Raw genomic sequence first — 20,330 nt, forward strand, 5'->3', positions numbered from 1 at the left:
GCCAGCTACACGTGCGCCAAACAGGGGGTCATTTTTGGACGCCGATAGGGGGTCAAAATTGCATGCCGATTGACAGGCCAGCCTGTACGCCGCCGGCTATCTCCCCGAGATCTGGACCCCGGACGCAGCAACAGAACGGCTGCGCAGGCTTGTCGCACGCCGTTACCAGGTCGTGCGACACCGGACCCGGATCACCGGACCCGGATCAAGAACGAGGTCCATGCCATTCTGCATGCGCATCTGATTCCCAAGTGCCCCCATGCTGACCTGTTCAATCGTCGGGGTCGGGACTGGTTGGCCCGACAGCCCGTTCCCGACGATGAGCGGGCGGCGATTGCCCGCCATGTCCGGGAACTGGATCGGCTCGGGGAGGATCTTGCCGTGCTGGATCGGGACATTGCCCAGGACGCGCTGCACGACGACGCAATCCGACGGCTGCTGACCATCACCGAAGTCAATCTGGCCGTGGCGGCCGGGCTGATGGCCGCGATCGGCAGCATCGACCGGTTCAACTCTCCGCAGAAACTGGTGAGCTACTTCGGACTGAACCCACGAGTCCGCCAGTCCGGCCTCGGCGCCGCTCACCACGGCCGCATCAGCAAGGCCGGGCGCAGCCACGCGCGTGCCATGCTGGTCGAGGCGGCTTGGGCCGCGGCGAAAGCACCCGGACCACTACGGGCCTTCTTCATCCGCATCCGGGCGCGGCGCGGTCATCAGATCGCCGCCGTCGCGGTAGCACGCAAGCTCGCAACCCTGTGCTGGCACATGCTGACCAAGAGTGAGGACTTTCATTGGGCCCGGCCGAGTCTGGTCGCCCACAAGCACCGCGCCATGGAACTGGCCGCTGGCCAGCCACAGAAGAAGGGTAGCAAGCGCGGCGCGAGCTATGCCTACAACGTGAGGGAATTGCGCCAGCAAGAGGCCAGGATCGCGGAGCACGCCGAAAGGAGCTATGAGCACTTCGTCGTCGCATGGCAGCCCCGCCCTCCGAAAAATAGCGGAGGGTGTGCGGCCCCCTCAAACCGGCAGGAACTGAATAGGCTGCCCGGTGACGCTTCCAGCCGACGCGCCACGCTTCGCCACGAGGTCGACCGCACGGGAGTAAATTAACAGAAACCAGCAAAAATTTCTTCTCGATCTCATCCGTGCTGTGGAGCTTGGTGCGATGCTGGGCCGGGAAGGTCATATAGGCCAGGACGTCTTCCTCGGCCGTGTCCATAAGCGTGGCCAGCTTCGGTAGCTTGCCCCGCATCTGGTCCGCCACCAGCCGCCACTGGGCCTTCGCCGCGGCATGGTCGGGCTGGGCGAAGGCAGTGGCAATGAAAGCCGAGACCACCCGGCGGCTGTTCTTGCCGGCATGGGCGAGCGCGTTGCGCTGGAAGTGGACCCGGCAGCGTTGCCAGGTCGTGGACAGAACCCGGGCCGTGGCGGCCTTGATGCCCTCATGCGCATCGCTGATCACCAGTTTCACGCCGCCGAGGCCACGGCGGACGAGGTCACGCAGGAACTCGGTCCAGAAGGGCTCGGCCTCGGAGGCACCGATCGCCATGCCCAAGACTTCGCGCCTGCCGTCGGTGTTGACGCCCACAGCGAGCGTGACCGCGACTGATACGATCCGGCCGCCCTGGCGCACCTTGAGGTAGGTGGCATCGATCCAGAGGTAGGGCCATTCGCCCTCGATCGGCCGCGTCAGGAAGGCGTCCACACGCTCGTCGATCTCCTCGCACAAGCGGCTCACCTGGCTCTTCGATACTCCGGTGCCGCCCATGGCCTGAACCAGATCGTCCATGGACCGTGTCGAAACGCCATGGACGTAAGCCTCTTGGATAACGGCTGTCAGCGCCTTCTCCGCAGCACGCCGAGGCTCCAGGAAGGAGGGAAAGTAGGAGCCGGTGCGCAGTCGGGGGATGCGCAGCTCCACGCTGCCCGCCCGGGTCTGCCAGTCCCGGTCACGGTAACCATTACGCTGCGCAAGACGCTCGACGCTCTTCTCGCCATACTCGGCGCCCGTCTTGGCGCCGACCTCCAGGTCCATCAGCCGTTCGGCGGCGAAACCGATCATCTCGCGAAGCAGGTCGGCATCGGCGCTCTTTTCCACGAGCGCGCGCAGGTCCATCATCTGTTTGGTCATCGGGTGTAATCCTCGGTTCAGGTTGGTCGTCACAACCCGACCCTACCGAGAAACCCGGTGGCCACCGAAAGCTACACCACGTCTCGGGACGTCACCTTGCGCTGTGAACGGACCGACCGAAAATTGGGGAAACTATGTAGATCAATATCCCTAAGCGGACTTCACGTCGAACGTAGAGGATCACCTGACCCAGCCTAATCCGAACATTTGTGCGGCAAAGGCTTCAACTGGAACCAGCCGCAGGTCGGGCAGGCAGAAGTGTTTGTCGCGCTAAACACCTGCCGAGGCAATGGGCAAGTAGTGGACGTTCACACCACCTCGCAAGCTTCCTGGAAGTAAATAAAAAATTACACAACTTTTGCAAATTTCGCTGCAGGATACTTTCCTTTTCGTTCCGGAGAAACGTCAAACTCGAGCATCATTCCAACTTTTTTCTCCGAAGGCACTGTAGACAGAAAGTCACTGTACGAGAGGAAATAAGTCTTCCCGTCCTCTCCGGCGATAAAGCAATAAGTCGCATGATCGGATGAAATAACTCCTTGAACTCCCAGGGCCCAGGATCCTGCGGACGACATCCTATCGGAGCTATAAACTTTCACCCCGATAGGTCCGCGATTATTTTCCCCCACCTTGAATTTCAAGCCTACACCAAGATGTAGTTCTAGAGGGCTTCCTGCATCTACCCATTCCGAGAACGGGAAAAATAGCGTACCTTTTTCTCCATCAATGAAACCATATCCGTCATGGAGACTTTTGAGTGTACCATCGAATATTTTCTCAGATGCGACGTCGTCCCGCCAGCCGCTGGGTGACCCGAGTAACGCGCTTGAGCCAAAATAGGCGGCAAACCAAGCAGTCACACGGGCAGACTGCTCTGCATCGTCTCCCTCTTCGAAAAAAGTTCGTATTTGAGAGACCGCGGAATTTACCTTGAGGACCTTCTGGACCATTACTTTGTCTATTAGTGAAGTATCGACTGAATTTATCTTCCCTTGTAGCTGAATAAGTCGATGGAGAGCGGTCCTCATCTCGCCAGAAGAAACGAAGTTATAGATACTGCGCGCATAGTATTGGAATATGAGGTCTAGCAGGCGTCTTTTGTGCTTTGTGTTTCGTGTGTCAATGCCTTCAGCTTTTGTGAGCCACTCTATAGCGCTCTCGAAGTCTTTTTCCGCTAGTTTAAGCCGGCCGATAGATGCCATAAGCGGGATGGAATTGGGATCAGATTTCAGTCCCTCCTCGTACTGCTCATAAGCGGCGTCATGGTCGTCCATACACTTAAAAAGAAAATCCCCGTACCAAAACCGAAGCGCCGCTGATTTTCTTTCCAATGATATCGCGCTTTGGAACCTTTCGTTGGCCCTCATCAGCATGCCTTCATGCTGATAAATCAACGCTAACACGCGGTGAACCTCGAAATAGGTTGGGCTTATGCCTTCAGCTTTTCGTGCATTTTCCTTGGAGATCTCCGGCTGTGAGTTCCTCAATGCCAACATAGAGTCTTTCAGAAGCTTGGCTGCGATCAAATCGCCGTCACCTCTAACGGAGATATTATTGTAGTCGTATGGGTCAATTTTATGTATCGACGCAAATTGCTCCCTGGCCGCGGTGAGCGTTCTTTTCTTTTTAATTATTGCGGTCTCATCTATTTCTTTGCCGTCGTGATAGTTCCTAATGTAAAAGAGAGCCATTTCGGAGGGAGTGAATACTGCGTCGCCTGCTTCACTCACACCGGCGGTCATTCTGACTAGGTTGGATGCCATCAGCTCCGTTAGCGCGGTCTGGACGTCTGAGGGTTCCAGGTCTGTGAAATAAATAATTAGAGATTCTGTGGCGCCACGGCTGTCAAACGCGAGCGTCTGCAAAACCTTCTTGGATGGCGTTGACAGATTTTCAAATACAAACGACAAGCAGAACTTTAGAACAATTTTTGGATCGGCCAGGACCTTCTGCGGCGACTGCCCTTCCGACACAGCCTGTACAAACCATTTGATAAACAGGGGATTCCTCTGAAGTCTCGCAATGTAAGATTTCACCTGATCTGATGGAGCTCTCGCGATTTCCTCTTGACCCCAAAATCTTGCAATGGCACGCAGATAGAACTCCGCTTCCTTATCTGTGAATGCCTTTAAGGGGATTGGGAAATCATAAGCGCCGATGCTCTTTTTTGTAGTAAACAGAATCTTGCTACCTGTGGGCACTTGTTGAACTAGTGATCTAATATTTTCATCCAGAACCGTTTCTAAGTTATCAATAATTAGGAGAATCTTGAAGGCCTCAAGTTGACTGATTAGTCTCTCAAGAGGATCGCCTTCGGCGGCGTCATCAATCTGACTTGCTGCGGTTTCAAAAAGACCAAGCGACGATATTATCGCGTTGTCTATGTTCTGGATCTCGCGACCTGTTAGTTTTGTTGTTTTCGCCGTAACCCAAATTATTGCATCAAAATTGCAGTCATCACTGTCTAGGAGGTCGTAGCAAACTTTAAGGGCGACTGCTGTTTTTCCAAGTCCGCCCTCGCCAGTAATCGTTACTACGGGATACGCTCCACGTATCGCTTTAGTGATAATGGAAACTTCCTCTCCGCGGCCAACAAACCCTGTGTCATCAAAATCGGGTAGCGGGAGGTTGTGTAGAATGCTCGATTCGGAAAACCTGTCTGGCCGAAACTCAATTCGAAGAAGGTAGCTCTGATCATTCTCAAGTTTGACAAGGGTTTCTCGGAGCTTGCGCCACAGTTCAGGCCGAGATTTGGCAATTTCCTGACAGTACGATGCTGAATTTGGCATGTCATCGAGTAATAGCGGGCGAGAATGCATCACGCGATTTCTAATCGGAACCAAGGAGTGCAGCTTCGAATGAAACGTTTTGAAGTGGCGAAGGCAATCGGCCCCCAAGTGGCTTGCGCCTTTCCTGGCGGCGTCAATTGTATCGCCTAGGTCGGCGTACTCAATTAGGTCTTGGGCTGGTAGTTCCGTATCTCTATCAGAATCTTTTTTTTTGTCGATCCCGGAGTCTTGCGACAACCTCCTCGCTAAAGAGATCGTCTATTGGCTTTTCTGGAATTATATGATTTCTGATTAGATCGCGTAAATCAGCTTCCATCGCGGTTAGAAGGGCGTACAAACGCAGTCTTACAGCCTCTGTTGACACTGTTGTCTCACCTGTTTGGATAGGATACTTTAGCCTAAGTCTCATCCAGTGGGATCTCAGTCAATAGCTATCGCTTATTTTTCTGGAAATAGACTTAGAACCAACGAACTTTAAGCGTTGTCCAGGGCCACTTTTGCGTACTACTTTGAGGGCAGAATTTTGCGTGGTGGTTCTCGTTTGGTCGTCGCAAGGTCTTGGAAGGATTGTACCAAACTAGGTTGGTTAGGTTGTTTGGGTTGGGATCGGTCATTCGCTGCTCCCAGTGTTGAGGTCGGCTATAGTCCGATTCCGACAGCTTCTCAGGTGGCGCGGCAACCAGTTTGATAAGCCATCTCCACACTTACCTGACCTTTGCGACAGGAGGGTTAAAAACAAAAGTAGCCCGAAGCTTACGGTCGTGTCCTAGCGCTGCACGAAAGCCTTGCGTACTATCGTGGTGCGCAGACGCAGTGGGAAGTATGTCGTACTGCGCTCTTCGACACAGGTCCTGTCCTTAGGAACTAGGTAATGGCTCGTACCGTTCCGGCCATCAGGCGTAAGCGATCCAGCCGGAGGATGCGCTTTAGGCAAGCGCTCAGAGTCCCAATTGGTTGCGATCAGGGAGCCAGATCACGTCAGGATTTTCGGAACTGGCGGGAACCTCTGATTGTGGCACGCAACATCTTGACAGAAATACCATTAGATGTATCCACTAATGCATAATACTACAAAAAATTTCGCTCCTGCCAGTTAGGGTGGCGAGCCAATCGGGTTGTTAGAGGGATACGAGTGTGCTTGCCGACGATGGGACTACGACGGCGCTCCAAGCCGCTGGCAAGGCGCTCGCGCGGAAATATTTGTCACCCCTTCGCTACCCAGGCGGGAAACGCAAACTGGTTACTCATGTAGCGGCAGCCTTGGATCGCAACGGCACCCCCGAGATTGATCGAATTATCGAGCCGTTTTCCGGAGGAGCGGCGATGTCGATTTCGTTGATCGAGGCTGGAATTGCAAACCAAGCGATTCTGAATGATCTTGATCCGCTGGTTTCGGCCTTCTGGAAGGTCGTTTTCTCCGACCGCCATTATGAACTCGCCGACCGCATCCTCGACGCGAATGTCACATTAGCGGAATGGGAAAAGCAGCGCTCTGAAAACCCTGCCAGCATTGTCGACAAGGCGTTTAAGTGCATTTTCCTGAATCGTACGTCCTTTTCCGGTTCTCTGAACCCGTCAACTGGGCCGCTCGGCGGTAAGGCGCAGAAGAGTGGCAATCCGATTGACTGTAGGTGGAACGCGGAAGAGCTCGCCGAGCGCATTTGGAGCCTTGGACGCCTCAGCGACCGAGTTCGAGTATATAATCGGGACTTCAGAAGTCTGATCCGTTCCTATCGTTCTGCGCACACCCGGAATCCGGATATGTTGGCACTCTGGTATTTCGATCCGCCGTTTTTCCACAAGGCCGACAAGCTCTACCGGTACTGGTTTAAAGATGAGGACCATCGGGCGCTTGCAAGTTACCTGAAGCGGCTAGATGAGCCATGGATACTTTCGTATGATAGTTGCCCTGAAGCGCGGCATATGTATCGACACTATGCAGGACGCGGCGCTGTAGACATGCGCTATACGGCGGCAAAGGCAAAGACCGTGCAGAAGATTGAATGCACGGAAATGATTGTCGAGAATATTAAATTTCGAAAAAATTGGAGCGCACTCGACGTCCAAGCCTCAATTCCAACGGTAAAAGCAGTTATAAATTGATGAAAACCCTTTTTGAACGCGGCATTGCCGAGAAATCGCCTCTTGTTTCCCTGCTCGTCGACGATGTCGCGAAACATGACACGCATGACAGCCGACGGGTAGGCTTCACTTTGTCGATGGACTATAGCGAGGCACTTGTCATGGTTCATGACAAGTGGCGTAGCGAAGTCGAAGGGATTCCTCACAATTCGTATCTGCTCGCAGCAACATTTAATCCTGCTGACTTCGCAGCCGCTCAACCGGTGGATCGCCGGGTCATTTTACTGCGGGTGACTGGGCGAGCGCCCATCGAGACGGATTCTGAGCATCTGCGGGCGATCACCCAGTTCTTCCAAGACAATCCGGACGTGAAGAATGGTCGGCTTGAAGAGTTAGAACCGATTACTGTTAACAGAATGAGTTGGAGCGGGATGCGGGCTCACATCCTTGGCACATTTTTTGTTGGAGTGGACGGTGATTTGCGCATGGGCACCGATATCGAAGACGTTTTCGCGACACGAATGATGCGGGTCTACAAACCGACCCCCAAAGCGCTCCGCAGTATCGTTAATTACGTCGATCCGGACCGCCGCAGAAAAGCGGAGGAAGACGCTTCTGCGGAGGGCGTTGGCATACCGGTGCCGTTCCAGATCGGAACGGTCCGCTACACGTCAACTCAGCATATGGCTGAGCGCGGTGGCAGCTCGAACGTTCCAGTTTTTATCTCTCCAGTCGATTTCCTTGCGCGCCGGACCGCCGTTTTCGGTATGACCAGGACTGGTAAGTCCAACACAACGAAAACGATGGTTTCACAAGTTGCAACGACCGCCTTCCAAACCCGACAGCCGATTGGCCAGTTGATCTTTGACATCAACGGCGAGTATTCCAATGCGAACCAGCAGGACCAAGGAAGCGCGATTAACGACGTCTTCCCGGATATGACGGTCCGGTATCGCATAATGAATACTCCTGGTTTTAGGGACCTTAGGTCAAACTTCTACGACGATCTCCCTGTTGCACTGGAGTTAATCAGGCACGCGGTCGAAGAACAGGGCCGCCTCGCCAGCAGTGACGATTTCAAAAACTTTTTAGCGCTAAATATTGATCGACCGCCTGAAAGCGACAGAGCGGCTCATAATCGTTGGCTTCGACGCGCTTCGATCTTTCGAGCCATCCTGTTTTCTGCGAATTATCTACCTGACGGCCGCACTGCACGCAGGCAGCAAATAGAAGTAGGCAGGGTGCCTTTAGCAGATATTATTCGGAAAGGCCTCGCAGTAGGAACTATTTTGGATCAAGATCGACTTGCCGGTGTCGATGCTGCAAGCGGTGAACAAGATCTTGCCAATGCCTGTCGCGAGTATTTCGGCCTCACCGTTCAGGGAAATGGACCTCGTCATACGGCTTCGCTCGAGGATCTCGCCCGCTTCTGGCGTACAGTTCGCGAAATCGAGAAAGAGAGCGGCGGATACGAGAACGAAGGTAGCCGAATCTTGAAGGATATGGGCACTCGTAATAGGCCAGGAATTCCATGGCTTGATGACGATGAGCGCAGCCTTCTCAGTGTGTTAGTTGGCAAGTCCTCCCGACAAAACACTCCCATCATCGGAACCTCTGCGATTGGATCGGCGCGTGAATATCACGGCCCTAACGGCTCGAACCAAATTGCTGCTGACATCTATGAGCTTCTTGCTGTCGGCAGGATTGTTATTTTGGACCTATCTGTCGGCAGCCCGTCGATAAGAGAAGAGCTCTCGAAAAAGCTTGTGCGAGAGCTTTTTAATACGAGTAGCGCGCAATTCAACCGCGGCGAAAGACCGCCGCGGATTGTGATTTATGTCGAAGAGGCACATAATCTCATTGGCAAAAGAGCGGAGCTCACGGAAATCTGGCCGCGCATCGCCAAGGAAGGGGCAAAGTATGGCATTGCTCTAGTCTACGCTACCCAGGAGCCAAGTTCGATCCACCAGAACATTCTGGCCAATACAGAAAACTTCTTTGTCACGCATCTGAACAACGATTCAGAGATCCGCACTCTGTCTGGCTTTTATGATTTTGCTGACTTCGCGGCCGGGCTGAAGCGAAGTCAGGACGTCGGCTTCGCGCGCATCAAGACCTTGTCGGCGAGCTTCGTCACGCCGACTCAGATTCTGAAGTTCGAGCCCGCGCGAGCGAAGAAGCAGTATGACGAGGCAAAGGCCGGTGGCAATAACGACTGGTTCACGCCATTGCCGGTCGAAGGCCAGAACTGATGCCGTTCGCGAACGAGACATCTTCTGCCCTGGGCGCGGAAGACATCATGAGAGACGCGGAGGTGACGGCGCTATTCCAGCGGTGCCGGCATCACCTCGATCCAGAGGCGTTCTCCGGTGAGGTGCTTCGCGCCGCGCTTGACTATTCCGATAAAGTAGTGCGCCCCGAACAAGGGCTGGTGATTGCGGCTGACGGTTCCAATTATGAGGCGTCAATCTCCAAGGGCTTCCCCAGCTCACGAATGGGTCTTTTAAAAATAGGCCAGGTCGGGATCGATATCGCAGAGTACCACAAAATCGACCCGCGCTCCGGGGGTACGCCGGATCCGATCACCATCGCCAAAATTGAACGCGAGAAGAACACCTATTCGGTGCCGCTCACGGGTGCGGGAATCTATCTGGACGACTACGGTCCCCGGGAAAGCTTCAGACGCTCCACCTTCGAGGCATTTCGTTCGAGCCGGTTTGAGCTCCTCGGTGGAAAACTCGAGCGGACTCTGATTGACCTGTTTGAGATCGGGGGAGAAACAGAGGTTGTTGACGGAAAGCGCCATCTGATTCTGAAGGCGACCATGAGCTGTCCGATCACGGGCGAGAAGCTTGGACAGAACGTACTCATTCCTGAAGATCTTGGCCAAGTACCCTCGCCGCATGTGCCGGACAGCCCGCTCTATCTCACCGATATTCTGCGCCTCTCCGAGGCTTTCGCAGAAGAGGGCAGCAACCAGCAGGCCTACACTCGGGCCATGAGCGCGCTTGAGCATTTGGTGCTCGCGCATACCATCATGCGGTTGGATGCGGCGGAGCATACCCGTGCAATTCTGAACGGGGCTATCTTCCTTGTCGACGGCCCTCTCGGCATCTTCGGCGAGCCCGCCAAGCTTCATAAGCCGATGATGAAGATGATCTCCGACGTGCGATCCCGAGTGAATGGTTTGCCGCCGCTGGTTATGGGGGTTACGAAAAGCGGCCGGGTGGTCGAGCATGGGAAGCTGATCCAGCCCTTGCTCCTTGAGCATTTCCCAAGGGGCCGCACCGTATTGATCCCGATTAGCGACGAATATCGGTATCGCTACATCGACTTCGGTGCAAAAAATCCGGGCTCCAACTTCGGGAATGACACCCATTACGGCCAGGCATTCTTGGTACGCAGCGCGAGCGACCGGATCTTCGAACTTAACATCGCCTATCCGTTTGCGGAGAAAGGCACTGATTTCCAGAACCGGAAAGTCGACCTCATTGCCTATGGAGCCGACATCGGTCGCGCGATTGGGGTCTTGGAGCTATTCGAGACTGAACTCTATGCGGACGCCAACATAGTCCAGCACTTGGCCCACCGGTGCGCCTCGATCTCTCACCGGCCGGCCGGACGCACTCTAGACATGTTTGTCAGGTCGATCATCGGCGCCTAACCAGGCAGGACGGCCCGGTTTAATCGCCAATTTAACCGGCCGTTTGCTGCTGAATGTTGCCGATCGCGCTCGGTGTAGCGAAAGTCCGCAATCCGTCTGGCTTGCCCGAGCACTGAAGGCTGAGCCCACACCCGCATTGTGCGCACTTTGAGCTGTTTGCAGCACCTTGTGGCGAACCGCGCATTAGAAGTGCATTGTCGTCTGGCGTGAGTTCGTAGTGGAGAAGCTCAGGGCTGACTGTGCTTGGGGCGCAGGTACAATTGGGTGTCGGGCGATGTAGGACGGATTCCTTAAGGATTGACCTCGCCTCGGCCGCAGCGCGCGCTCAGACGCGGCACATTAGCTTTGTTCGACATCGCTGTTTGCATGCTCCCGCAACCAGGTCGAAACAGCAAACACCACCAAGATCAACTCCGCAAAACACGCCGCGCCATAAAGGCAGCGGCGGTTTTTGCGTTCGAGGACCTGGCAGCTACGGCGTCTGGTTGAGTGGCCTCTTCATCTCGAGGACAATCAGCTCGCAACCCCCTTGCTGGCCCGAAAAAAGGCCCCGCATCACGATGCGGGGCCTTTTGCATTTCCTGGCACTCCCGACCAGCTACCGCGTAGACAGGTCGCGGGCGATCTGTTCCGAGAGCGTTGTCAGCGCCGTGGCCTGGGCGGTGGCGATGGCGGCGGCGGAGTTGACCGGGAGGGCGACGCGGATGTCGAAGACCCGTGCCTTGTCGGACAGCGGCGCGGGGAGGATCCGCGGCGGCTTGTCGGGATCGTCGAAGTTGTCGATCGGGTCGGGCGTTTCGGAGCCCATGAAATACTGGCCCGACATCTGGAAGGTGTTCGCCTTGGTGGCGATGAAGGTCTCGATGCGGATATCGATCACGCCCTTGGGCGGCTCGGGCAGGGGCCAGGGCTCTGGCGCCACGCGGGCCGAGGTCATGGTGTTGAGGTTGCGCGAGATGATCAGCGTCGTGGCGCGCTCGGGCTCGTCCGCCCAGAGGCCGAAGTCGCTGGCCAGCACTTCGCCGTTTTCGCCCTGCACCGCGATCTTCTGATCGGCGGCATAGGTCGGCAGCGACACCGTGCGCACCAGCACCGTCCGCACCACCGAATTGACCCGGAGCTTCGACGGCGCCGGTTCCAGCAGGTACTGCGGCTCGCTGTCGGCACAGGCGGTGAGGGCGGCAAGCGCCAAGGCAGAAAGGACTTTCGCGACTGTCATCTTATCGTCCTATGATCAGGGAATTCGGGTTGCGCTGGATGGTACGCGCCAGGCTGCGCAGGGCGTCGGCGGCTTCGCTCACGTCGCGCAGGGTCGAAAGCGCGCCGTTGATCAGGCGGGAGTTGTCGCCGTAGGATTCGATCACCTTTTCGCTGCGGTTGGCCAGGGTGGTCAGCCGCGCGGTGAGCTTGGGCAATTCGCCGGCCGCCGCCTCGATGGCATCGGCGGCATTGGCGGCCGAGGCAAAGACGTTGTTGACGTTCTCGGTCGCGCCGCTTTCGCGCAGGCCGGCGACGATCAGGCGAACCTCCTCGAGCGTGGCGGTGGCCTCGTCGAGGGTCTGGGTCAGCTCCGGCGTGATGGTGCGGAACTCGGCCAGGGTGGTGGCGACCTCGGGCTGCAGCAGGCGCAGATCGGCGAGGGTGGCATTGATGCTGGGCGCGATCGAACGGATGTCGTCCGACCCGACCAGCGAGGACGCATTGTCGATCAGCCCCTGGATCGAGGCCAGAAGCTCTTCGACCGGCAGGTTGTTGATGCGCTTGAACACGCCTTCGGCGGTGGCGTTGAGGTCAGAGACCTCTGCCTCGATGGTGGGCAGTTCCGGCACACCCATCTCGGTCATGGTGATTGCCGAAGGTTCCGCGTCTGGCACGTCCACCAGGTCGACCACGAGGTCGCTCGAGAGCAGGCTGGCGGGGGCGAGCCGCGCCCGCAGCCCCTCTTCGACATAGACGGTCAGCAGGTCGAGCGCCTCTTCCACGCCGTCTTCGTCCGACAGGCCAAGGCTGGAGGGGATGATCGCCAGTGTGGCGCGCATGCGGACGACCTTGCGGCCGTCGCGGTCGGCGGCCACCATGCCGACGCTGTCGACCTCGCCCACCGTCACGCCGCGAAAACGCACGGCGGCGCCTTCGGCCAGGCCACCGACGGTGCCGTCAAACGACACGATGGCACGTAGCCGCTCGGCGGTGGGATCGTCCAGCAGGCTCGACCGGGCGGCGCTTTCGTCGGAATAGAGCGGAAAGACCTCGCCGGGCGCGGCGGGGGCGCCACCGGCGACGAAGGTGTCGAAGCTGATGCCGCCCTGCACCAGCGAGGCCAGCGACGAGAAGTTCAGCGAGACGCCGCTGGTATCGAGCGAAAAGGAAACGCCGGAGATGTCCCAGAACCGGGTGTCGGAGGTGATGATGCTGTCATAGGGCTCGCGGACGAAACCGGTGATCACCACGTGATCGCCGCTCTCGGCCAGTTCCGGCGCCTCGACATTGCCCACCGGGATGCCCTTGTAGAGGATCGGCGCGCCGGCGATGATGGAATTGCTGTCACGCGCGCTCAGCCGGATGCGGGTGCCGTCGTCGTCCAGCTGGTTGAGCGGCGCCGCGGCGAGCCCCTCAAACCGGGTGCGCGGGGTGCCGGCGGTGCTGTCCCACTGGCCGACAATATAGACGCCCGACAGCACGGTATTCAGCCCGCTGATACCCTGGGCCGAGATCTCGGGGCGCACCACCCAGAACTCGGCATTTTCGTCGAGATAGGGCGCAAGTTCGCGGTCGATCCGCACGCTGGTGATGACATTGCTGAGATCGGGCGCAAAGCGCACATCCTCGACCAGCCCGACCGTCACATCGCGATAGCGCAGCTCGGTCTTCTCGGCGGCAATGCCAGAGGCGGTGTCAAAGGTGATCTCGATCAGCACGCCGCGTTCGGCATAGCTCTGGTAGGCGATGCCAAGCGACACCGCGAGCGCCAGGATCGGCACCAGCCAGACCACCGAAAAGCGGGGCCCGCGCGCGGGGCGCACCACCGGTCGGGCTGCTGTGGGCTCGGTCATTGCGGCTCCTCATCGGCATCCCAGATCAGCTTCGGATCAAAGCTCTGGGCGGCCAGCATTGTAAACGCGACCGACAGCAGAAAGCTCACGGCGGCAATTCCGGGGTTGATGGTAGCGACCGAGCCCAGCTGAACAAGGGCCGACAGGATCGCCACCACGAAGACGTCGATCATCGACCAGCGGCCGATGAATTCGACGACCTCATACAGCAGGTGGCGCTGATGTACACGGTCGGGCCGCGCCCGGCGCAGGCTGAGCGCGAGATATCCGATGGCGATGAACTTGCCCACCGGGATGACGATGCTGGCAAAGAACACGATGAAGGCCACGCCGTAGGAGCCATGGTGCACGAGCTCGATTGCACCGCCGACGATGGTGCTTTCCGATTTGTCGAGCAGGGTCGAGGTGCGCAGCATCGGGTAGAGGTTGGCCGGGAAGTAGACGATTACCCCGGCAATCAGCCAGGCCCAGACCAGCTCGAGCGAGCGGCGATTGGTGCGCGGCAGGGTATCGCCGCAGCGCGAACATTCCTCGGTGCCGGGGGGCTCGACCCGGCCGCAGGTGACACAGGCGATCAGCCCGGCCTGGCGCGCTGTCATCATGGCGAGTTCGCCTCGAGCGCGTTCCAGATGGTATGGCGGCACATGCTGGTGTCCTGCACCACGGTCACCACCACAAATCCCGAAAGGGCCCAGAAGGCCGGCCCGAGGTCGAGCGTGGCCAGCCCGCCCACCTTGACCAGCGCCACGGCGACGCCGACGATGAAGATCTCGGCCATCGACCAGGGGCGCAGTTGTTCGGCCAGTCTGAAAGCCGCCTTGGCGTGCGCGTAGGGCGCGCGGCCGCGCATCAGTGGCAGCAGGGTATAGACGATGGCCAGAAGCCGCAGGGCGGGGATCAGCACGATCAGCAGCGCCACCACTACCGCCAGCGGCACCATCAGCCCGGTCGAGAACACCTGCACCGCATCGAGGATCGAAGTGCGGTTGTGCAGCCCGCCGGCCTGCAGGTCGATGAAGGGAAAGAACACCGCCGCCACCATCAGGATGGCCGAGGTCAGCGCCAGCGCCGTGACCCTGGCAAAGGACCCGGCCCGCGGCGCTGCGATCACATGGCCGCAGCGCTGGCAGAGCGCGATGGATTTCTCGGGGATCTCGGGCTCGGTGTGCAGCGTGTCGCAGACCGGACAGGCATAGAGCGGCCCGCCGCCTGCGAGCCGATCCTCTGTCATCGCCATGGTGTCTGGTTCCAAATGCAAGCGGCCTTCGATCTGACTGTCCGCCTCATGACAGAACACCCTGTGCGAATCTACTGTGCGCCACGGGGACTGTCCACTGCAGCCGGAAACCTCGGCGCTGCCCCGCAGGGTGGGCCGTTCTGCCCACCACCCCGGTCAGGCGTCTGCGCGCCCCCGGTTGGTCCAGACCATCATGCCGCAGGCCGCCAGCCCCAGGAGCGCAAAGCCCGCGATCAACGGCACCACCGTACCGTCGACCCGCGCAGAGATCGCCGCCGCCAGAGGCAGCGACAAAAAGGTCGCCAGCGAGCCCACGAATGCCGCGCCAAGCCCCGCCATATGGCCCAGCGGCTCAAGCGCCAGCGCGTTGAGATTGCCGAAGTTGATGCCGACGCAGAAGAACACTGACAGTTGCCAGACGAGGAACAGCGCCAGCGGCGGCTGCCCGGCAAAGAGCGGCATCATCATCCAGAAGCCGAACGACAGCGCGGTCAGCGCCACCAGCGCCACGCCGGTCAGGCGCCGCATCCCCAGCCGCATCACCAGCGCCGCATTGACCAGCGCCGCACCGCCGAGCGCCGTCGAGGCCAGCGCGAAATAGGCGGCGAAGAGCTCGCCCACGCCGTAGACCCCCTGAAAGATCTGCTGCGCCGCGCCCAGGTAGCCCACGAACATGCCGTAGACCAGCCCGGCGGTCAGCGTATAGCCCAGCGCCACGCGCGACCGCAGGATCTCGGCGATGCCGCCGCCGATCTGCCGCAGGCTGAAGGCGCGGCGGTCGGCGGGGGGCAGGGTCTCGGTCTGGCGGAAGTAGAACCAAATCAGCACCGCCACCGACAGCACCCCCAGCCCGGCAAAGGTCGCGCGCCAGCCGCCCAGGGCGATCAGCCCCTGGCCCAGCGCCGGGGCGACAATCGGCACGATGATGAAGGCCGCCATGGCGAAGGACATGATCCGCGCCATCGCCCGTCCTTCGAACTGATCCCGCACCATGGCGACGGTAACGATGCGCGGCGCGGCGGCGCCCATGCCCTGCAGCACCCGCCCGGCCAGCATCACCGCCCAGCTGTCGGTGAAGCCCGCGACGAGGCAGCCGACGACAAAGACGCCATAGCCGCAATAGACCACCGGCTTGCGCCCGAAACTGTCAGACAGCGGCCCAACGACCAACTGCCCACCGGCGAGGCCCAGAAAGAAGGCGGTGACGAGGAAATGCCCGTCATGCAGGTTCGGCGCGCCGAGATCGCGGCTGATCGCCTCGAGCGCCGGCAGCATGATGTCGGTGCCCAGCGCCCCGATCGAAATCAGAAGAGCGACCAGCGCGATGTATTCGGCAAAGGCTGCCTTCGGGCGGGGGGAACCTGTCATCGGGCGTAACCTTCCTTCACTGGCGTTCCCCCCTCCTAGACCTGCCGCCGAGGAAGGCCAAGGGCGGTTTCGCTCGTGACCGCGCGGCACAACTCTGTGACGCAGGTCATGGACAGAAACACCAACAGCCCCGCCAGCGCTCAACAACGCGGCGGGGCGGTCCGCTCACCGGCAGACAGCTCTCAAGTTAAGCCCACCGAACCCCATGCGGCAGGCCTCCGACAATCGATCCCGAGCGCCGCACAGGCCCCGGAAGCTTCAGGCGCTGGTCGCGGCGGCCAGGGCGGTGTCCATCAGCGCGCGGATGCTGTCTTCGCGGGTTTCGGCGACCACCCGGCCCAGCTCTTCCGAGCCTTTCAGCACCACCAGCGTCGAGCGCCGGGGAATGCGCATCTGGGTGGCCATCTGCGAGCTGCCATAGGTGTCCCAGTCGATGTCGATGAAGGTGATGTTGGCCTCGTAGGCCGGGTTCGCGGCCTTCAGCTTCTCGATGATCCGGCCCTGCGCCCGGCAGGTGCTGCACCAGCTGGCGGTGAAATCGAGAAACAGCGTCTCGCCGGCGTCGAGCCGCTGTTGCAGCATGCCGGACTTGTATTGCAGCGCCTCCGCCATGGCCGAAACGGGCAGGGCGGCAGCAGCGCCGGCGAGGATCAGAAAATCGCGTCGTTGCATCTGGGGTCTCCTTTACAATGAGACAGAGAGATCGATCAGCCAGGCCGGCATGTGGTCCAGCGCCCAGCCTTCGAGAACATGGTGCAGCCGGAACAGAAGCATCAGCCCGACCGCGACAAAGACCGCGCCCAGCACCGGGCGCGACATGGAAGCAAAGCGGCGCAGCACGCCGGTGGTCCGGGCCAGATAGGCCAGCCCGAGGATCAGGGTCGACACGCCGGCGGCAAAGAGCGCCATGATGGCGGTGGCGCGCCACAGGTCCTGGCCCTGGGAGGCCAGCGCAATCGCGCCGCCCAGCGTCGGCCCGACGCAGGGGCTCCAGACCGCGCCGAGGAGCAGACCGCCAAGAAACTGCCCGCGCGCCGTTGACCGGTCGATCCGGTCGAGCCTGCCATCGGCGCTGGCGGCAATCCCGGCGGTGGCGGTGGAAAAGGCCAGCGACAGCCGCGGGATCAGCAGAACGGCCCCGAAAAGCACCATCAGCGCCGCCCCCGCCTGGGCAATGTCATCGGTGGTCAGCCCGACCAGGTGCCCCAGCGCCGTCACCGCCACGCCCAGGGTCACGAAGGACAGGCTCATCCCCGCCGCCAGCCAGAGCGGCCCGGCGCGCCCGGTCTGCAAGGCGCTGGCCAGAACAATCGGCAGCACCGGCAGCACGCAGGGGTTGATCAGGGTCAACAGCCCCGCGCCGTAGGCAAACAGCATTTCCATGTGACATTAGTTGCGCCGCGCGCGCCGATTGTCACCTGACAAGAGGGTGATGCCCGCGCCTCAGACCACGGTGCGCGGGGTCTTGGGCACGGGCTTGGCGCCTTTCTGCCGCGACAGCTGCACGGCGAGGATGCCGCCGCCGACAATGGCGACGCCGATCATGTCGAGCAGTCCCAGCGTCTCGCCCAGAAGCAGCGCCGCCACGGCGACACCGAAGAACGGGTTGAGGAAGTGGAAGGTCGATGCCTTGATCGCGCCGATCCGGTTGACCAGCGTGAACCAGACGAATGTGGCCGCCAGCCCCGGCACCAGCGTGGTATAGAGGAAGGCCAGCACCAGCGGCTGGGTCATCTGCACCTCGAAGGGCCATTCCAGCAGCGCCGAGGCAACGGCGAGAATCGCTGCGCCCACCAGCATCTGCAGCCCGACGATCATCATCACGTTGCCGCCCGAGGACGCGCCGCGCACCGAGAGCGTGGCGATGGTCAGCGCCACGGCGGCGATCACGCAGAGCGTCACGCCATAAAGGTCGACCCCGGCGCCCAGCCGCGCGCCCATGATCAGCGTCACCCCGCCAAAGCCCGCCACCAGCCCGGCCACCGCCAGCCCCGGCAGACGCTCGCGAAACACCAGCCAGCCGGCCAGCGCCACCATCAGCGGCATGGTCGAGGCGATGATCGAGGCCAGCGAGGCCTCAATGGTCTGCATGGCGATGAAGTTGAGCCCGAGGTAGATGGCGTTCTGGCAGACCCCGAAGACCAACGTCGCGCGCCATTGCGCCCGGCTTAGGCGGAAGCTCTGGCCCATGGCCAATGCCAAGACGATGCCGATCGCGCCAGAGAGCAGGAAGCGCAGCGCAAGCGAGCCCATCGGCGGGGCATATTCGACGATGATCCGGGCCGAGGTGAAGGCCGAAGACCACATGGCGGCAAAGGCCAGCCCCATCAGAATTGCGCGAAAGTCCATGTCATCTACCTGGTGGTTGGGGCGGGAAAGGAAAAGCCGGGAAGATCCCCGGCTTTCCGGTCTGCGTGTCCGGGCCGGCCAGGCGCCTCGGTGGCCCGAGCCTGATGCTTCGCGCCCCGGACTTGATCCGGGGCCTCATCGCCAGCACCCGGGAGATCCCGGATCGGGGTCCGGGACGGCGGCGCTCATTGCACGGCGCGGATGCCCGGATAGGCGGCGCGAAAGGCGGCATAGGCGCTGTCATAGGCGGCGGTCTGCGCGGTATCGGGGCTCACCGTCCGGGCGATCTCCGGCGGCGTCATCACCGCCTGCCAGTCGGCACCGGCCGCGCATTGCCCGAGCCGTGCGGCACCAAGTGCCGCGCCGAATTCGCCCTCGGCAGGCAGGTCGAGCGGCAGGTCCAGCACCGTGGCAATCAGCTTGAGCCAGTACTCCGACCGGCTGCCGCCGCCAATGGCAATCAGCCGGTCGATCTGCGCGCCGGTCTGCTTCAGCGCCTCGAAGCTGTCGCGCAGGCCGAAGGCCACGCCTTCCAGCACCGCGCGGGTCATGTCGTCGCGGCTGGTTCCGGCCGAGAGCCCGGTAAAGCTGCCACGGATCGCCGCGTCATTGTGCGGTGTCCGCTCGCCGGAGAGATAGGGCAGGAAGCGCACCGCGCCCGGCGCCTGCAGGGTCTCGCCCAAGGGCGCGGTCAGTTCGGCCGGGGTGGCGCCGGTGATCCGCGACAGCCAGTTCAGGCTGTCGGTGGCCGAGAGCATCACCCCCATCTGGTACCAGCGGTCGGGCACGGCGTGGCAGAAGGTGTGCACCGCCGTCGCCGGATCAGGCGCATAGCCGTCGCGCGCCGCCAGCAGCACGCCGGAGGTGCCGAGCGAGACAAAGCCTTGTCCTTCGCTCAGCGCGCCGATGCCGCAGGCCGCCGCCGCGTTGTCGCCGGCGCCACCGGCCACGCTGACCGGCCCGGCAAGGCCCCATTGCTCGGCCAGTTCGGCACGAAGCGTGCCGGCCTCGGCGCAGCCTTCGACCAGATGGGGCATCTGGTCGCGCCGCATGTGACTGGCTTCGAGCAGCGCCTCCGACCAATCCCGCGCGCCGGTGTCGAGCCACGAGGTGCCGGCGCTGTCGGACATGTCGGCGACATGCGTGCCGGTCAGGTAGAAGTTCAGATAGGCGGCAGGCAGCAGCACCTTGGCGACCCTGGCAAAGACCTCGGCCTCGTGCCGCTCGACCCAGAGCAGCTTGGGCGCGGTAAAGCCCGGAAAGACGATATTGCCCGAGGCCTCGCGCACGCCTTCGGTGCCGTCGAGGGTGGCGGCCTCTGCGCTCGAGCGGGTGTCGTTCCACAGGATGCAGGGCCGCAGCACCCTGTTGTCGGTGTCGAGCAGCGTCGCGCCATGCATGTGGCCGGCGACGCCGATGCCGCGCAGGCCGTCAAAGCCGGGCAGGGCGCGCAGCTCGTTCACCGCGCCGTCGAGCGCGGCGATCCAGTCGGCCGGGTCCTGTTCGGCCCAGCCGGGATGCGGATGCGCCACCTGATAGTGCCGCTCGGCCGATCCCAGCACCGTGCCGTCTTGGCCCATCAGAAGCGCGCGCAACCCCGAAGTTCCGAGATCGATGCCGAGATACGTCATGCCTGCGCCTTTCGCGATGTCACTGT

At 60.5% G+C, this 20,330-nt stretch carries 14 protein-coding genes and 1 pseudogene; 4 read left to right on the forward strand and 11 right to left on the reverse strand.

Annotated features, from left to right (window positions below; translation table 11 throughout):
• Positions 1 to 69 precede the first annotated feature (69 nt).
• Complete coding sequence (locus tag ACN0SE_RS02400; protein WP_417523250.1) at positions 70 to 1,110, forward strand: IS110 family transposase; 1,041 nt, start codon at positions 70 to 72, stop codon at positions 1,108 to 1,110.
• A gap of 19 nt (positions 1,111 to 1,129) precedes the next feature.
• Here the strand turns inward: ACN0SE_RS02400 and ACN0SE_RS02405 are convergent.
• Both ACN0SE_RS02405 and ACN0SE_RS02410 read right to left on the reverse strand, forming a co-directional pair.
• Positions 1,130 to 2,131 (reverse strand): annotated as a pseudogene (locus ACN0SE_RS02405) (IS256 family transposase); the annotation flags it as partial.
• 347 nt (positions 2,132 to 2,478) lie between these two features.
• Entirely contained in the window at positions 2,479 to 4,920 is a 2,442-nt protein-coding gene (locus tag ACN0SE_RS02410; RefSeq protein WP_417522884.1) for an NB-ARC domain-containing protein, read from the reverse strand.
• Positions 4,921 to 6,054: 1,134 nt separating this feature from the next.
• On the opposite strand from ACN0SE_RS02410, the gene ACN0SE_RS02415 reads away from it, so the two are divergent.
• From ACN0SE_RS02415 to ACN0SE_RS02425, 3 genes are read left to right on the forward strand one after another with little or no spacing between them, the layout of a single operon-like run.
• Positions 6,055 to 7,023 carry a DNA adenine methylase gene (locus tag ACN0SE_RS02415; protein ID WP_417522885.1) on the forward strand — a complete coding sequence of 323 codons (969 nt, stop codon included), beginning with the start codon at positions 6,055 to 6,057 and terminating at the stop codon, positions 7,021 to 7,023.
• Entirely contained in the window at positions 7,023 to 9,254 is a 2,232-nt protein-coding gene (locus tag ACN0SE_RS02420; protein ID WP_417522886.1) for an ATP-binding protein, read from the forward strand. The genes ACN0SE_RS02415 and ACN0SE_RS02420 overlap by 1 nt, the downstream gene beginning before the upstream one ends.
• Positions 9,254 to 10,666, forward strand: coding sequence for a hypothetical protein (locus ACN0SE_RS02425; RefSeq protein ID WP_417522887.1), 1,413 nt, complete (start codon positions 9,254 to 9,256; stop codon positions 10,664 to 10,666). The genes ACN0SE_RS02420 and ACN0SE_RS02425 overlap by 1 nt, the downstream gene beginning before the upstream one ends.
• Before the next feature lie 598 nt (positions 10,667 to 11,264).
• On the opposite strand, the gene ACN0SE_RS02430 is transcribed toward ACN0SE_RS02425, so the two are convergent.
• The 9 genes from ACN0SE_RS02430 to xylB all read right to left on the reverse strand — a co-directional run bounded on the left by ACN0SE_RS02430 (position 11,265) and on the right by xylB (position 20,304).
• Positions 11,265 to 11,885, reverse strand: a complete 621-nt coding sequence (locus ACN0SE_RS02430) for an ABC-type transport auxiliary lipoprotein family protein (RefSeq protein WP_417522888.1) — start codon at positions 11,883 to 11,885, stop codon at positions 11,265 to 11,267.
• Between the two features lies 1 nt (position 11,886).
• Positions 11,887 to 13,719, reverse strand: a complete 1,833-nt coding sequence (locus ACN0SE_RS02435; protein ID WP_417522889.1) for an intermembrane transport protein PqiB — start codon at positions 13,717 to 13,719, stop codon at positions 11,887 to 11,889.
• Positions 13,716 to 14,318 carry a paraquat-inducible protein A gene (locus tag ACN0SE_RS02440; protein WP_417523251.1) on the reverse strand — a complete coding sequence of 201 codons (603 nt, stop codon included), beginning with the start codon at positions 14,316 to 14,318 and terminating at the stop codon, positions 13,716 to 13,718. Before ACN0SE_RS02440 ends, ACN0SE_RS02435 begins: the two co-directional genes overlap by 4 nt.
• A complete protein-coding gene (locus ACN0SE_RS02445) occupies positions 14,318 to 14,956 on the reverse strand; it encodes a paraquat-inducible protein A (protein ID WP_417522890.1) in 639 nt (212 codons plus the stop codon). Before ACN0SE_RS02445 ends, ACN0SE_RS02440 begins: the two co-directional genes overlap by 1 nt.
• Before the next feature lie 156 nt (positions 14,957 to 15,112).
• Positions 15,113 to 16,324 (reverse strand): multidrug effflux MFS transporter, encoded by a 1,212-nt coding sequence (locus tag ACN0SE_RS02450; RefSeq protein ID WP_417522891.1) that lies wholly within the window; start codon positions 16,322 to 16,324, stop codon positions 15,113 to 15,115.
• Positions 16,325 to 16,582: 258 nt separating this feature from the next.
• Positions 16,583 to 16,996 (reverse strand): thioredoxin family protein, encoded by a 414-nt coding sequence (locus ACN0SE_RS02455; RefSeq protein WP_417522892.1) that lies wholly within the window; start codon positions 16,994 to 16,996, stop codon positions 16,583 to 16,585.
• Between the two features lie 12 nt (positions 16,997 to 17,008).
• Positions 17,009 to 17,707, reverse strand: a complete 699-nt coding sequence (locus ACN0SE_RS02460) for a cytochrome c biogenesis CcdA family protein (RefSeq protein ID WP_417522893.1) — start codon at positions 17,705 to 17,707, stop codon at positions 17,009 to 17,011.
• A gap of 60 nt (positions 17,708 to 17,767) precedes the next feature.
• The gene (locus ACN0SE_RS02465; protein ID WP_417522894.1) at positions 17,768 to 18,673 is read right to left on the reverse strand and encodes a DMT family transporter; all 906 of its coding nucleotides are present in this window, start codon (positions 18,671 to 18,673) and stop codon (positions 17,768 to 17,770) included.
• Between the two features lie 185 nt (positions 18,674 to 18,858).
• Positions 18,859 to 20,304 carry a xylulokinase gene (gene xylB, locus ACN0SE_RS02470; protein ID WP_417522895.1) on the reverse strand — a complete coding sequence of 482 codons (1,446 nt, stop codon included), beginning with the start codon at positions 20,302 to 20,304 and terminating at the stop codon, positions 18,859 to 18,861.
• Positions 20,305 to 20,330 lie beyond the last annotated feature (26 nt).

Origin of the sequence: Marinovum sp., assembly GCF_048263515.1 — a bacterium.
GTDB lineage: Bacteria > Pseudomonadota > Alphaproteobacteria > Rhodobacterales > Rhodobacteraceae > Marinovum.

Bases quoted from the DNA above. Each gene is read 5' to 3' on its own strand.
- ACN0SE_RS02410 (WP_417522884.1), bottom strand. From the start codon at position 4,920: ATGCCAAATTCAGCATCGTACTGTCAGGAAATTGCCAAATCTCGGCCT.
- ACN0SE_RS02435 (WP_417522889.1), bottom strand. From the start codon at position 13,719: ATGACCGAGCCCACAGCAGCCCGACCGGTGGTGCGCCCCGCGCGCGGG.
- ACN0SE_RS02440 (WP_417523251.1), bottom strand. From the start codon at position 14,318: ATGACAGCGCGCCAGGCCGGGCTGATCGCCTGTGTCACCTGCGGCCGG.
- ACN0SE_RS02460 (WP_417522893.1), bottom strand. From the start codon at position 17,707: ATGGAAATGCTGTTTGCCTACGGCGCGGGGCTGTTGACCCTGATCAAC.
- ACN0SE_RS02445 (WP_417522890.1), bottom strand. From the start codon at position 14,956: ATGGCGATGACAGAGGATCGGCTCGCAGGCGGCGGGCCGCTCTATGCC.
- ACN0SE_RS02430 (WP_417522888.1), bottom strand. From the start codon at position 11,885: ATGACAGTCGCGAAAGTCCTTTCTGCCTTGGCGCTTGCCGCCCTCACC.
- ACN0SE_RS02455 (WP_417522892.1), bottom strand. From the start codon at position 16,996: ATGCAACGACGCGATTTTCTGATCCTCGCCGGCGCTGCTGCCGCCCTG.
- ACN0SE_RS02465 (WP_417522894.1), bottom strand. From the start codon at position 18,673: ATGGACTTTCGCGCAATTCTGATGGGGCTGGCCTTTGCCGCCATGTGG.
- ACN0SE_RS02420 (WP_417522886.1), top strand. From the start codon at position 7,023: ATGAAAACCCTTTTTGAACGCGGCATTGCCGAGAAATCGCCTCTTGTT.
- ACN0SE_RS02450 (WP_417522891.1), bottom strand. From the start codon at position 16,324: ATGACAGGTTCCCCCCGCCCGAAGGCAGCCTTTGCCGAATACATCGCG.
- xylB (WP_417522895.1), bottom strand. From the start codon at position 20,304: ATGACGTATCTCGGCATCGATCTCGGAACTTCGGGGTTGCGCGCGCTT.
- ACN0SE_RS02425 (WP_417522887.1), top strand. From the start codon at position 9,254: ATGCCGTTCGCGAACGAGACATCTTCTGCCCTGGGCGCGGAAGACATC.